Below are 14,756 nucleotides of genomic sequence, written 5' to 3' on the forward strand. Positions count from 1 at the left end.
GACAGAAAGGTGATTGGCCCATGAAGCCGCCATTGCTGATCACGACCCGTGCTGTCTCCCGCCGCACCCGTCTGACCGCCCTGCTGCGTGGCGGGGTCGGTCTTGGTGCGTTGCTGGTGGTGATGCCCTTGACCGCAGACGCCGGCCCAACCGGCGGGACGGTGGTGCAGGGCACCGCCACCATTGCCGCGACCACCGCCACCCAGCCAGAGGTCAGCCAAACCACGGCCCGCGCCGTTATCGACTGGACCGGCTTCAACCTGGCCAGCAACGAAAGTATGATTTTCAAACAGCCATCAGCGGCGTCGGTCACGCTGAACCGCGTTACAGCCGGGACCGGGACCGTTATCGCTGGCCAGCGCCCAGCAGTTTGAAGACCTGTTCCTGACCGCCACTGCCGTGAGCCGCCTGAAACTGGATGCCGATCTGGTGGTGCTGTCTGCCTGTTCCACGGCAGCGTCCGGCGGGGGGGCTGACCGTGAACCATTGTCGGGTCTGGTCAACGGCTTTCTGGTGGCCGGTGCCCGCAGTGTGATGACCACCTTCTGGGATGCCCCTGACATCGCAGCCAACATGGCCACCAATGGCATGTTCAAGCAGATGCGGGAAAATCCGGGCCTGTCGGTGTCCCAAGCGCTACGTCAGGCACAACTCACCTTGTTGCGCGCCCCGCTGACCCCGGGCCCAGACGGATTATCCTACGATCCGGCCTTTTCCCATCCCGTCGCCTGGGCCGTCTTCGGTCTTGTCGGTGATGGCGGTGGCGATGAGGCCACCGGCCCTTCTCCTTCCTGAGAGAGCTTCATCATGAAACAACACATGTCATGGCTTTGCCTGATGTTCCTGATGGCAGCACCCGCCGGGGCGCAGCCGATTGATGCCAGCAAGGGCGTCACCAGTTGCGACATGCAACTGGCCTTCCGGGGGCAGGTTGATGCCGCCTGCGGCAGACAGGCGGATTCCGCTCCGCTCGGCCCGAAGCGGTCCATCGGGATCGGCGACATCCGCGGTGTTAAAATTGATCCAGGGCCGGCCCAGGCGCCGGCGGGCAATGCCGGGGGCCTGGTGGAGAACAGGCCGCGCGGGATCACATTGCCCTCGGTCACCTTCGCCAGCGGTTCGGCGCGGCTTTCTCCCTCAGCCCGGCCCAATCTTGAAAAGATCGGCGACTTTCTGGCCCGCAATCCGGATATTCGTCTGGAAATCGGTGGCCATACCGATGCTGCCGGTACAGAGGAGGCCAATAAGGTCCTCTCGCAGCGCCGGGCCAATGCCGTCATGACCATCCTGGTTAGCCGTGGCGCCTCGGAAACCCAGTTTCTGCCGGTCGGATATGGGGAGGAACGGCTGGTGCCGGATGAGCCTTGTGTGTCGGAAAAGCAGCGCCGCGTCGAACTTTTCGTTGTCGGCACCAACCCCTGGTCTTCCTCCGCCGACACGTTGCGGTTCTGCGACTGATACCAGCGCTTGCACCATGGCGCGGAACCGAGCGGCTGGATGGTGGCGCTGGTGATGAAAGTCCGACGATTGGTTCCGATCACGGGGGCGGGGTACTAGGGGCCCGTCGGTACCTGGACCCGGATGGCGGCGCTGGCCCGCTGACCGGTGCTGTCCATCACCGTCAGGCGCGCAAAACCGGGGCCGGCGGGCCGCCAGAACCGGCTGTTATCGGGCAGCGGGACATTATCCGCGACCCAGCGATAAGGTGGTGTGCCCCCGGCGACCGACAAGGACACCCCCTCCGCCAGCGCCTCCACCTCTGCCCCATCGGGGGGAAACAGGATGCGCAGCCGTTCGACACGCGGCGCTGCCGGCCCGCCACCGTCCAGTCGCGCCAGTCCCGGCGGCGGGGTGGCGCGCAGTAACGCATGGTCGGGTTCCGGCACCGGGGTCCGTGGCTTGTCGGGCGGCAGCAGGTCAAAGACCCGGAACATCAGGGGGGCTGCTGTCAGTCGCCCCGCCGCGCCCGGCCGGGGCGCTCCATCAGCCCGGCCGATCCATACCGCCACCGTGTAATCACCCGAAACCCCGACTGTCCACGCGTCGCGAAAACCAAATGATGTGCCGGTCTTGAAGGCGACCCGCCGCCGTCCGGCGATACCCTGCCCCCCAGCCAGTCCATCGGGCAGGGGACTGTCGCGCAGCACACCCAGCACCGCACGCGCCGCCGCCACTCCCACCAGCCGTCCACTCCTGTCAGGCTCTGGTGTATCAATCCGGTATCGTAACGGCTTTGTTAGCCCGTCATCTCCCAACGCTGCGTACAACATGGCCAGGTCGGTCAGTCGGATGCCCACCCCGCCAAGGGCCAAAGGCAGACCCGGTTCCGCCGCCATTGGCAGAGACAATTCCGCCCCCGAAATGGTTAGCAGTGCGGTCATGCGGGCCGGGCCCACCCGTTCCAGCACACGTACGGCTGGAATGTTCAATGAGCGTTGCAGTGCCTCGCGTGCCGTCACCACCCCATGGAAACCATCATCAAAATTCCGCGGCAGCCAGTCACCGAACCGCTGGGGCGCATCCTCAATCAATGTACCGGGATGCAAGGAGAGGTCATCAAAGGCCAGGGCATAGATGAAGGGTTTCAGCGCTGATCCCGGTGATCGTACCGCCCGCGACAGGTCAAGTTGCCGGACCTGCCAGTCACCGCTGCCCAGATGGGCCAGCACCCGCCGGTCGCGGTTGGCCAGGACCAGCACCGCTAAATCACCTCCTGGCTCCATCCGCGCCAGTTCGGCCCTTCCCAGCCCTTCCAGGGCGCGCTGCAAATCGGTGCGTATGCCGGTACGGATGAGCGCCCCCGCCGCTTCACCGGTCGCCAGCCGTTCGGCCAGATGCGGGGCCAGGGCGGGCAGGGGCAGCATGGCGGCAGGCAGCGGTTCGTCTTTCGCCACCATTGCCACATCCGCCGCGATCAGACCGGCCGCCGCTGCCCGATCCAGCACCTTTGCCCGCGCTGCCCATGCCGCTTGTGGAAACCGGTCGGGTCGCAGCCGTTCCGGTGATTGCGGCAACGCTACCAGCAGCGCCGCCTGTGCCGGGGTCAACTGCCCAGGTTCCTTGCCGAACCAGGCCAGCGACGCCGCCCGCACCCCTTCGAGCGGTCCGCCGAAAGGCGCCAGGCTCATATAAAGCGACAAGACCCCATCACGGCCTAGACGGCGGCGCAACTGTAACGCCCGCAGCGCCTCGCTGAATTTGGCGGTAACAGTCCGGGGCTGCGGTGACAGCAGCCGTGCCGCCTGCATGGACAGGGTGGATGCGCCCGACACCACCCGCCCATGATGGGCGGCCTGGGCAGCGGCGCGCAGGATGGCCAGCGGATCGACACCCGGATGCCATTCATGGCGCCGATCTTCCACGGTCAGCAGCATCGCGCGATAAAGCGGGTCGACCTTCTGTTGATCCGTGGCCAGCCGCCAGGCCCCTTCCGCAGTGGGAAAGGCGCGCAGCAGCCGCCCCTCACTGTCCAGCACCTCTACCGACCGCCCTTGCCACCGCGCCATGTCGGGTGGCAACAACAGGTCGGCGACAACCAGCCCCGCAGCCAGCGCCACCATAGCCCCGGCCAGGACCAGACGGCGGCGCCTGCTCACTCCGCAATCTCCAGCCGGCCCATCGCCGTGCGCGCCTTAACCTTGGGTACATACATATGTTCGGCCAGGGCGGCGGGCAGGGCGAAACGACCTGGGCTCACTGCCCGCACCACATAGGCAATTCGGAAACCCCAGCGTCGGTCCAGACTGAAACCCGATAGACCGATGGCGCCCTTGTCATCTTCCCGATAAACGGGCAGGGACACTGCCGCGACAAACCGATCATCACGTCCTTCGGCAATGTTGGTGTCGCTCAGCCGACCCAACCAGGCATAACTGGCCTGCTCCGGTCGGATCACGCCTTCCACCTCCAGCCCGGCGGGCAACAGGTCGAGAATGGCGTAATCCCCCCGGATGGCGGCCTCACTGGCATTGCCCTCCACCACAATGATGATCCGATCATTCTGCTTCACGGATGCCGGGTCGATAACCAGACCATCGGCACTGTAAAGGCTTTTGCGCAGGGTGATGCCGGCTTCGGTAGCGGGCACCGGGTCCACGGGCACGCCCTCCACCGACAATGTCCGGTACAGCCCGGTTTCGCCCTGGTTGGCCAGCGTTACCCCGCTGCGCAACCGCTCGGGTGTCAGCGGTACCGACACCGGATCACCTGTGCCGAGGGCCGCGCCATCAAGGGCTACCGACAAGCGTACCCCCTTTGGGGCGAGATTGGCGGCAGCGCGCAACATCCAGGCTTTCTCCTGGGTATTGGTCGCATCGGCGCGACTGTCCAGCATCCCGACGCTGTCCAGAATGCCGGGAACGCCGGCGCCCCGGCCCCCAGCCGCCATCAGGCTGGCCACAGCATAGGTATCGCGCAGCCGGCTGCCATAGGTGTCGGTGCGTTCCGGCAGGGTGGCGGTCTGGCCGGTGCGCCGGGCCTTATCCCGTGCCTGCTGCTCCGCCGCCTCGTTGGCCTGCCAATCCGCCAATTGCCGCTGGGCTGCGGCAAAGGACTGCCCCGCGCGTGCCCGCTCGCCCACCGCATCCAGTGCTGCGCCGAGATGGGCTGCGGCCAGGGCCTGTGTCGGCATCGTACTGTCGTGGAAGTAACGCAGGTCGCCGGCATTGGCCTTGCCCTTGCGCGCCAGCACCCAGGACGCATAGGCCCGGACAGCGGGTGGGTAAGAGCGGGTGGTGGCATTACCCAGCCATTGACGGCCCAGCATCAATGCATCCGCCGGCACCACAAAGCCCTGGTCAGACGCCAGTTCCAGAAAATCCATGGCGAAGACCGACATCCACGGATCGGCCGCGTCACCATACTGTCCCCACATCCGGAAACCGCCTTCCCGGTCCTGCAGGGACAGAACACGGTCCACACTGTTCTGCACCCGATCAGCGATCCCCTTGTCCTGGGCACTGCCGGCCATCAGGGCCAGGTCGTTGAACCAGAGCAGGGGCATGGCCCGGCTGACCGTTTGTTCCAGGCAACCGAACGGATACCGGTCCAGCCAGCGCAGCATGCCCGGCACATCCAGTCCCTGCCAGCGCGATACCGACAGCGCGACACTTTCCGAACCCGGCACCATCCCCTCCAGAAGATCGGCCGGCAGCAGCAGATTTTCGCCCGGCGCCAGGGTGGCCACCATCTCCCGCGTGACCGGCAATTGCGGTGGGCGCACCTGAATGGGCCAGGCCCGGTCAACCTTGAAGCCGCCGGGCCCCGATACGCTCAGCGTGACGGTGCCGATGCCCGCAGCATTGCCGTCCAGCGGCACAGAAAACACCTGCCGTTCGCCCGCTGCCAGATTGATGGTCCGTTCCGCCAGTCCACCGGCGACCGGTCCCTTGGCCAACACGCTCACACGATAATCACCGGCCATGCCCTCCACATTATGCAGCAGCACTGTGGCACGGCCCGCGTCAGCCGGCGACAGGAAGCGCGGCAGGATCAGTTCGGCCACCACCGGGTCACGCACTGTCAGCCGGGTTTCCGCCGATCCCAACTTCTCTGCGTCCCAGGCCACCGCCATCAGGCGCAGTTCACCCTGAAAATCCGGAATGGTCAGGGGGATATTGGCCTTACCCCTTGCGTCCAGCGGCACGATACCGGAGAAAAGGGCGACGGTCCGGGTTGGCACCACATCCAACCCGCGTCCACCGAACCCGTCGCCGCCCTGATCATCGCTTTGCGCCTGCGCCCTTATCAAGCGGCCATAATCATCACGCATGGACACGCCCAACTGCCGTTTCGCCAAAAAATGTTCCTGCGGTTTCGGCGTGGTGAAGCGGGTCAGTTGCAGGATGCCCTGATCTACAGCGGCCAGGGTGACATGTGCTTGTTTGCCCGCCCCCGAGATCGCGACCGGCACCTCAACCGTCTGACGCCGCAGAACCCTCTGTGGTGCCGTGATCGTCACACCCAATGTACGCCGCCCCGCATCCAGGCCCAGCCAGGCCACGCCAACCGCCCGCACCGGCGCGTGGCCCAGCTTTTCGGTCAACGGTCGGTATAAGGTGACCAGCGCATAAGCACCGGGGCCCCAGTCGGCCCCCATCGTCACCTGGACATCGGTGCCACCGGCGGGCACCGCGATGGTGCGGGTCTCATGCACCCTCTCATTGGCGATGACCAGCAACGCCTCGCCCGCCGCCTCGCTATCGATACGCAGCCGGGCCGTATCGCCAGGAGCATAGCCAGCACGGTCGGCGGCCAGCTTCAGCCGGTCGGGCCGATCCGGGCCGCTATCGCCATACCAGCCGCTTGAGAAAGCCAAGGCTGTTTCCGCCTTGCTGGCGGAATCGGTGACAATCAGTCGATATCCGCCCCAGGTAACCGCCTGTGACAGAACAGACGGTTTATCGGCGCCAACGTCCAGGGTACCACTGGCCACCAGTTTTTCCTGTGGCACACGCTGGTACTTCCAGGCACCGCCGCTCCGGAACCATTGCCAGGTGGAGGTATCCTTGACCAATCGCCAGGACAGGCCCTTGGCGACAACCGGGTTGCCATCTTCATCAACGACCATCACCTCGAACCCGGCCCGCGCCCCCTCCGGTACAGCGTCAGCGAACTGTGGCCGGATGCCGATGGACACTGGCGTCACCGGTACCGGCACATAGACATGTTCCGCCGTGGCCCGCCCCCCCGGTTCGCGGATGGCGACATAGATATCGGCGCGCAGGGGCTGTGTGCCCGGCAAATCCGCCGGCACCGTCCCAGTGACCTGCGTTTGGCCGGCCGCATCGGTTTCGCTGATGGTCAGTTCCACTGGTTCAACAGTGAATTCATCGGCCGGCATCCCCCAGCGGAAGCCCTTGTGACGGGGGAAGGGGGCCGGATCGGGTTCCAGGGTCAATCGCGCTTCACCGGCCAGGGCGGACCCCGGCGCGCCATAGAGAAAGCGGGCATTCACCGCCAGCGACAGTGCTTCACCCGGCGACAGACGGTTTGGCTTGTTGTCGATGGTGACCGCCAGTCGCTGCGGTACGAAATCCTGCACCTGAAACCGCACCGTCCCAATGGCCGGGCCTTCGGGATCGGCATGGGCGGCGGCTTCCCATTGGCCACGATTGGCGCTGGCAGGAAGGGTGATCGACAGGTGCCCGGCCCCGCCCCCCTCATCAGGCAGCTCAAACCGCTGATGCTCCTTGCCGTCGGGCCGTTTCACCGTGATGGTCAGTCGCCGACTGGGCAGGGCCAAGGCCTCCCGGTCACGCAACAGAGCGATCAGTTCAACCGTCTCGCCGGGGCGATAGATACCGCGTTCGGTGTACAGAAAAGCATCCGCCGCCGCTGCGGGGCGCCGACCCTCCACGCCCCGGTCGGACAGGTCGAAACCGGGCCGGCGCAGATCCAGGAAGTTAAAATCCCCGCCTGCGCCATAGGCCATGATCATGACCGGCGCCATTCCACCCTCGCCGCGCAACAGGCCGGCCTGGAACCGAACCATGCCCGAACCGTCGCTCTTGGCTTCGCCCAACACCTCATTATTCCGGGCAATCAGGGTGATGCTTACGCCCGCCAGGGGCTTGGCACTGGCCAGCGACCGGATCGACAGGGTCAATCCGTCATCGCCACGAAAACTGGTCAGGCCCAGGTCAGACTGCACAAGCCATTGCCCGGCCTGCGGCCGGTAATCCTCTGAATAATAAAGACCCTCCTCATCGCCGGCGCGCGGCGCATCGGGATTGGCGGCGACCAGCAGATAGGCGCCGGGTTCGGTCCTGCCCACCGCGTCGGCCAAGGGAAACAGCGTGGTCACGGCGCTGTTGCGCGGCCCTTGCACGGGGATTTCTCCCTGCCAGACCAACCGTCCTTCATCCTCCTGCACGTCCCGCGCGCTGTAGGGATAAATGCTGCGCTCATCCACAAAATCCTGGCGCATGCGGGCCAGCATCCGGTCACCCACACGGTACAGCTTGATGGATAGCCGTTCGACATTCACCGTCGTGATCGGCAGCCCGTCCCCTGTCTCGCGCGGCAGGATAAAGCCTTGACCCAGCGCCACGGCAGGCGGTCGGTCATTCAGGGCCAGGGTGACATTCTGCCCCTCGACCAACGCCCCATCCGCAGCCGCAGGCAGGCCAGGGCGGATACCGACACTGAACTCCCGGCCGAAGGCCAGGCCGGACAGACACAGTTTTTCTCGCTGAACCCGGAAGCCAGCTTTTACCTCTGTCGGCAGGTCGACATAGTCGGCGTAATTGACAGTACCCGTCTCATCCAGGGGTTTGTTGAAAACCAGACAGGCCTCTGCCACGGCGCCGCTGGCCTGCGTTGTCACGCGCGTGAAACGGAAGACGCTGTCATCGACCAACGGGGCCAGCGATGTCGGCGTTACCGGTTTCCTGCTGGGCGGCGACACACTGCCGGTGACAACCGTTCCACTCTGGCCATCATCGCCGTAAAAGGCCGCCCAACCTGCAATGGCCCCAACCGCCACCGCCGCGACAACAACAACCGACAGCGCCACCCGTTTTGAAACTGCCATGATGTCCCCCGCACTCCCCACACAGGAGAGAGGGTGCCAACAGCATTATGGCAACACAACGGTCGGCCGGACAGACTGGGCGGCTTTACCTCTTGTGGGCAGGGGCGGTCACTTGCCCCCGCCTGCCGCGATCCACGCATCAATGCGCTGTGCCAGCATGGTCATCGGCATCGGCCCGTCGTTTAGCACCAGGGCATGGAACTGTCTGATATCGAAGTTCTGACCCAGCGTTTTTTCTGCCCGCGCCCGCAAGTCTGATATCGTCAACTGTCCAATCTTGTAACCCAGCGCCTGACCCGGCCAGCCGATATAGCGGTCGGTCTCGCTCTGGATGTTCTTTTCGGCCAACGCGCTGTTATCGCGCAGACAGCTCGCGGCCTCCTCGCGCCCCATATTCTTCCAATGGATACCGACATCCATGATCAGGCGGCACGCCCGCCACATCTCCATCGACAGCATGCCAAACCGTTCATAGGGCGTCGTATACAGGCCCATTTCTGCCACCAATTGTTCCGTATACAGCGCCCAGCCCTCGATATAGGCGGTGATATCCTCCTGCCGACGGAACTGCGGCACCCCCTGAAGCTCCTGCGCCAAGGCGATCTGTAAATGATGGCCGGGCACCCCCTCATGCGCCACCAGAGCCGGCAGCTCATAAAGCGGCCGCATGGAGAGATGCGACGTATTGATCATCAGGCCGCCGGCCACACCCTGTTCAGGGCTGCCCGGATGGTACCGACCGGACGTGTAGCCCTCTTCAATTTCTGGCGGCACAGGCCGCACACCATAGGGTAGGCGGGGCAGCAGGCTGAAATATTCAGGCAACTTGTCGTCGATCCGTTTGGCCAGCCGGCTCGATTTTTCCAGGAGCTGTTCGCGCGAGGTCGCATAAAATTCAGGTGATGTGCGAAGAAAGTGCAAGAACGCCTTGAAATCTCCTGAAAAACCCGTCTCTTTGATGACATCGTCCATGGCAGCGCGAATGCGGGCAATCTCTGTCTGGCCCAATGCGAACACCTGATCCGGGCTCAGGTCGGTTGTCGTTTCGCGCTTCACCCGATAGGCATAATAGGCCTTGCCCTCGGGCAGACTGGCGGCACCGAGGCTGGCCCGCGCCTGGGGTAGATATTCCTTGGCAAAGAAATCAGCCACGGCTGCTTCCGCAGGCTTTACCAACTCGATCACCAGGGCCCGGCCGCGCGCCAGATATGCTGTCCGCTGGTCCGCCGGTATCGTAGCCGGCAGGGATTTCAGCGGTTCCAGCAGGGCGTGGTCGTCCGCCTTGAGGTCTGCCAGGGTGCGGGTCATGCGCACCGCTGCCTCAGCCACCAGTTGGGGCTGTACAAAGCCGGTTTTCAGCCCGCGCCGCATATTGGCGATATTGGTGGCGTAATAGGCCGGCAGGGCGGCAACCCGTATCAGATAGGCCTCAACCTCTGCGTCAGTGCGCAAGCGGGTGCTGCTGGCGGTGTAGCTGGGGACATAAAAAAAGCCGCTGTCGCTGTTGAATGGTATGCGTTCTTCATCAAAGCGCGCACCTTCCAGGTCCATGGTCAGCTTGCGCAGCAGCAACGCGTGGTTCAGCGCGTCTTGGCCGGACAGGCTGGCGGCAGGGATGGCGGCCAGACGGTCGCGCAGGTTGGTGATGGCGCGGACCTTATCCTGGATAGCGGCCGGGCTGTCATCGGGCCAGCGCCGGGCCGCTTCCAGATCACCGCGCTGCGCCGCACCAATCGGGTCCAACCGGTTCAACAACTGGTCATAGGCATCAACAACTGCCCGCAGATCCTCCACCGGCCCGGCCCAGGCTCCAACGCTGCCCATCAGGAACAGCGCCAGACCAGCCCCGAGGGCTTGGGCCAGGGCAGGGCGGTGGCGGGTCCGGGCAGCGAGGGTTGGCATGGCTGAACCTGTTGTGGGTTGTTGCTGTGGCTGGTTGCGCGTGCCCGATGGCGAGATGATGACGGCTAGATAACCGTGAATCCCGCCCAGAACGGGTCTTCGCGGTCGATCCAGAGTGTATTGAACCCCGTGGCAATGGCGCTGCCCTGGATGGAGGGGATGATCGCCTTCTGGCCGTTGAGATCGGCAATGGCCTCCACTTTACCGATGAAGCGGCTGCCGATATAGCTCTCATGCACAAACTGGTCACCCACGGCCAGCCTTCCCTTGGCGACAAGATGCGCCAGCCGGGCCGAGGTGCCCGTACCGCACGGGCTGCGGTCGATGGCCCGCTCGCCATAGAACACAGCATTGCGGCCATCAGCGCCGTCGCCACGCGGCTTGTCCGCCCACAGGACGTGGGAGACGCCGCGGATACGGTTGTCAACGGGATGTACCGGTTCGATCTTCTCTCGCATGAGGGTACGAATACTGCGCGAAAGTTCGACGATGCGCGCGGCCCCCAGATCATCCAGCCCTTGATAGGGGCCCTGCGGCTCAACAATCGCGTAATAGTTCCCGCCATAAGCAACATCGACCGACAGCGGGCCAAAACCGGGCACTTCGATCGCCACGCCCATGGCAGCGACATAGGAGGGCACATTACGGATACGCACCCAGGTGACGCGCTGGCCTTCGGTGCCATACTCGATATCAATGATGCCCGCCGGCACTTCCACCCGCAGGTGGCCCGGCTGCCGTGGCAGGATCAGGCCGTGTTCCAGGCCGAAGGTAATCATGCCAATGGTGCCATGCCCGCACATGGGCAGACATCCGCTGGTTTCGATGAACAGGATACCGATATCGCTGTCGTCACGGGTGGGCGGGTAGAGAAAGCCGCCGGACATCATGTCATGGCCGCGCGGTTCAAAACACAAACCCGTGCGGATCCAGTCGAAACGCTCCAGGAAATCCTGTCGGCGTTCGGCCATGGACCCGCCACGCAACAACGGTGCCCCGCCGGCAACCAGTCTGACCGGATTACCGGCTGTATGTCCGTCGATGCAAAAGAACGTATGGCGCATGGCTGTCTCCGTCGCCACCTCAGATCGGCCGCGTTGCCGCGGCCTTCTCAACCATCGCGGTCACCTGCGCGCGGCGTTCCCCGGCCAGCGGCAGCCTCGGCAGACGCACCCGCTCTGAACCACGCCCCATGATCTGTTCGGCCAGCTTGATCGACTGTACCAGATCATGCTCCGCATCCAGGTGCAGCAGCGGCATGAACCAGCGATAAATGCGCCGCGCTTCGGCAATATCGCCCCGCTGCAGCGCTTTGATCAGCGCGACCGATTCCTGCGGAAACGCACTGGTCAGTCCGGAAACCCAGCCATGGGCGCCCAGGATCATGCCCTCCAATGCCACATCATCCAGACCAGCCATCAGCACATAGCGGTCGCCGAATTCATTGATCAGGTCGGTAAAGCGGCGGGGGTCTGGTGCGCTTTCCTTGACCGCGACGATGTTCGGAATATCCGCCAGCTTTTTCAGCACCCGCGCGGAGATCGACACCCGATAGGCCGGTGGGTTGTTGTACAGCATAATGGGCAGGCTGGTGGCATCGGCCACGCTTTTGAAATGGGTATAGAGTTCTTCCTCGGTCGGCACATAAACCATGGCCGGTAGCAGCATCAGCCCATCAACGCCAAGCGACTCGGCATCCCGCGCAAAGGCGACCGCCCGTTTGGTGGTCAACTCTGAAACGCCGGCAACCACAGGCACACGCCCGCCCACAGCGCTGCGGGCGCGGTCCAGGATGGCGCGCTTTTCGTCCGGTTCCAGGGAGTTGTTCTCGCCACAGGTACCCAGCAGGATCAAACCATCCACCCCGTCGCGGATCAGCGCATCCTGCACGCCGGCCGTCGCGTCATAATCAACGCAAAGGTCCTCGGTGAACTGCGTGGTGGCGGCGGGATAAACACCCGTCCAGGAAAGCGCGGCCATGATCATCGCTCCGTCGTTATGTGACCGGTGCAAACGAACGCATTCGATGCGTCGATCACACAGGTGCCCTAAAGGGATTGATAATCGTATACGATATACTTTTTGAGAAATAAAGCGCTATCCCCGCTGCTGCGGCGGCGCTGGAACTCTGGCGGCGCCCAATAAAGGTGGGGACAGGTCAATCTCCCAGTTGTTCGCGCAGATCATCCAGGGTCGCCTGGATATGGTCATGGATCAATCCCTCAACCAGCGGCGCGTCGCCCTCGGTCCAGGCGTCCAGAATGGCGCGATGTTCGCGCTTGGCCCGGTCCTCACGCCCCTTCGGTTCCAGGTGCATCCGCACATAGCGTTCCGACAGAATGAGCAGCCGGGTCAGCAGTTGAAAAGTCACCGGGCCGGCGGGCTGGATCATCGACAGATGGAACAACCGGTTCTGGGTGACATGATCGGCGCCGTCCAGATCCTGGTTCTTTTCCAAGGCTTCCAGGGCAGCACGGGCCGCCGCATGATCGTTGATTGTTGCCCGCCCTGCGCCATCGGCCACCGCACCAGGCTCTAGCTTCAGGCGGAGGGCAAAAATCTCCGATGCTTCACCCATCGACATGGGCCGTACCACATAGCCCCGGTTGGGGTAGGAGGTGAGCAGCCCATCCTGCTCCAGCCGGCCCAGCGCTTCCCTTAAGGGGATTTTGCTGACCCCCAGTTCGGTGGCAATCACATCCTGCCGCACCGGCGTTCCCGGTGCGATACCCCCAGACAATATTCGCCGCCGGACAACTTCATAGGTTTGGTCGGACAGGGTTCTGACAACGATGCTCATCAAGCGCCACTTGGAAAGATGGACCGCCGGTGGGCATCATGCCCGCGCCAGCCATTTAACCTTATACAATTCCCGTTGATGCCGCCATGCGACGATGAAATCGGGCGGATGACCGTCCAGCTTTGCTGTTTTCCGCTGCGTCCGATCCCTGATCTGTCGCCTTTCCCGCCATGGTTGGGGGCCAGTGGCCTCTTGCCTCACTGAAAGCATGGATGGCTTCCACCACCCACAGGCCTCTCGGGTATCAACCGACTCTATGGATTGACAGGCGGCACGGGACCGGTTGGGCGCCAAATTTCACGTCGGATCTCACATCATAGGCCCGCACTGTTACGAAGGACGCGCCGGGACGGTGTTCGGTATCAAAGAGCGCTGTTGGCGGTGAAAGCCCCTCATGTGCTGATCACCACGTGGCTGCTGGCAATACAATAATAATCACTGAAAATGAACCAATTTATACAATTATAATTGTTTTGCGCCCTGCAATTTTACGCATACATTCATTATTTTCATGGCAACAGACCACAATGTTGAGAAGAGCATGTTTAAAATCAGCCAAGCGCAGTCGAATGCATTATCTTGTAATGTTAACGAACCATATTACATCCAGAAATGCCCAGCACCGCCACCAAGGCTCAGATGCAATAGTGTATTATTGTTGGATCTGATGGAAAAATACCGGGTGGAGCCTTTAAATATGGTGAATTTTCCATTGGATACGCCCTTTTTGCCAGTCGATTCACGGTTCAAGTTGTTTCCGCCTCCGGTCAACACACTGCTGAAACAGGTGGTGCCGAGCATAAAAGTAACGACCGTTGAGGCTGACATGCTTTACGGCCTGATCATCGACGATTTGAAGGATGGTTTCTTCACATCACTGCCCCGAATGAATGATATGCAATCCATTCGTGATCAGTCGTTTGATAAATCGCGAAAGGCCTATCCTGCGGCACTTTTCACGCCCCAACATATACCGCCTGATCGTCTTGAAGAGTGGTATGGCAATGACGGGCATACTGACGCGTTTCGTCACGCTTATTGGAACGCCCTGATGACCAAGCGGTTCGGTTCTGATTTTGCGGAGAAATTCGCAACGGCCCATGAGGCGGTTCCTGGCAACCCGCCCGGTCGCATGTCAATGGATCTGTTCAACAATGCCGTCGGGCGGCAAATCGCGGTCAATAACCCGTTTGCAAGTGATGAACAACTGGCCGATCTGATCAAAGCGGCTGTGCACAATGGCGACATGGTGGTCATTGGCAAAGATGGCAAGCCGGCATGTTCGGCCAGCGTGTCGATCAATGATCACGGCCTCGTGCCTGTGTCTGCGGCCTCCGGCAGCCAATGAACCGGCGGCGCACACAGCTTGAGATAATGAGTGATAGCACAAAAAGGGCCAGCCCTAAGCAAGGGCTGGCCCGATCAGCGTAGTTCTCTTTCGGTCGTAAAACCGCGCCACCGACTGACGGCGGTGGTGACTGACACCCAGCGACCGGTTCCGATCGCTGGGACGGAGATCAA

The 14,756-nt window shown here is 62.9% G+C and carries 10 protein-coding genes; 4 read left to right on the forward strand and 6 right to left on the reverse strand.

Annotation, left to right across the window (positions count from 1 at the left end):
• Positions 1–20: 20 nt before the first annotated feature.
• Genes CHU95_RS10830 through CHU95_RS10840 form a run of 3 tightly spaced genes read left to right on the forward strand, consistent with a single transcriptional unit; the run spans position 21 to position 1,458 of the window.
• Positions 21–374 (forward strand): two-partner secretion domain-containing protein, encoded by a 354-nt coding sequence (locus tag CHU95_RS10830; protein ID WP_094456362.1) that lies wholly within the window; start codon positions 21–23, stop codon positions 372–374.
• A gap of 25 nt (positions 375–399) precedes the next feature.
• Complete coding sequence (locus CHU95_RS10835) at positions 400–795, forward strand: CHAT domain-containing protein (protein ID WP_245838138.1); 396 nt, start codon at positions 400–402, stop codon at positions 793–795.
• Between the two features lie 12 nt (positions 796–807).
• Positions 808–1,458 carry an OmpA family protein gene (locus CHU95_RS10840; protein ID WP_094456364.1) on the forward strand — a complete coding sequence of 217 codons (651 nt, stop codon included), beginning with the start codon at positions 808–810 and terminating at the stop codon, positions 1,456–1,458.
• Between the two features lie 95 nt (positions 1,459–1,553).
• Here CHU95_RS10840 and pbpC read toward each other — a convergent pair whose 3' ends face one another.
• The 6 genes from pbpC to CHU95_RS10870 form a co-directional block, all read right to left on the reverse strand.
• Positions 1,554–3,596, reverse strand: coding sequence for a penicillin-binding protein 1C (gene pbpC, locus CHU95_RS10845; RefSeq protein ID WP_245838140.1), 2,043 nt, complete (start codon positions 3,594–3,596; stop codon positions 1,554–1,556).
• Entirely contained in the window at positions 3,593–8,533 is a 4,941-nt protein-coding gene (locus CHU95_RS10850; protein ID WP_094456365.1) for an alpha-2-macroglobulin family protein, read from the reverse strand. Before CHU95_RS10850 ends, pbpC begins: the two co-directional genes overlap by 4 nt.
• 108 nt (positions 8,534–8,641) lie before the next feature.
• Entirely contained in the window at positions 8,642–10,435 is a 1,794-nt protein-coding gene (locus tag CHU95_RS10855) for a DUF885 domain-containing protein (RefSeq protein ID WP_094456366.1), read from the reverse strand.
• A gap of 65 nt (positions 10,436–10,500) precedes the next feature.
• A complete protein-coding gene (locus CHU95_RS10860; protein ID WP_094456482.1) occupies positions 10,501–11,499 on the reverse strand; it encodes a 4-hydroxyproline epimerase in 999 nt (332 codons plus the stop codon).
• A gap of 19 nt (positions 11,500–11,518) precedes the next feature.
• Positions 11,519–12,415: a dihydrodipicolinate synthase family protein gene (locus CHU95_RS10865; RefSeq protein ID WP_207762445.1), complete on the reverse strand. Its 897-nt coding sequence runs from the start codon at positions 12,413–12,415 to the stop codon at positions 11,519–11,521.
• Positions 12,416–12,593: 178 nt separating this feature from the next.
• On the reverse strand, positions 12,594–13,235 hold the full coding sequence (locus CHU95_RS10870; protein ID WP_094456368.1) for a GntR family transcriptional regulator: 642 nt from the start codon (positions 13,233–13,235) through the stop codon (positions 12,594–12,596).
• A gap of 541 nt (positions 13,236–13,776) precedes the next feature.
• On the opposite strand from CHU95_RS10870, the gene CHU95_RS10875 reads away from it, so the two are divergent.
• Positions 13,777–14,583, forward strand: coding sequence for a DUF6973 domain-containing protein (locus CHU95_RS10875; RefSeq protein WP_133065506.1), 807 nt, complete (start codon positions 13,777–13,779; stop codon positions 14,581–14,583).
• The last annotated feature ends 173 nt before the right edge of the window (positions 14,584–14,756 follow it).

The sequence above is a fragment of the Niveispirillum lacus genome, from assembly GCF_002251795.1.
GTDB classification, from domain to species: Bacteria; Pseudomonadota; Alphaproteobacteria; order Azospirillales; family Azospirillaceae; genus Niveispirillum; species Niveispirillum lacus.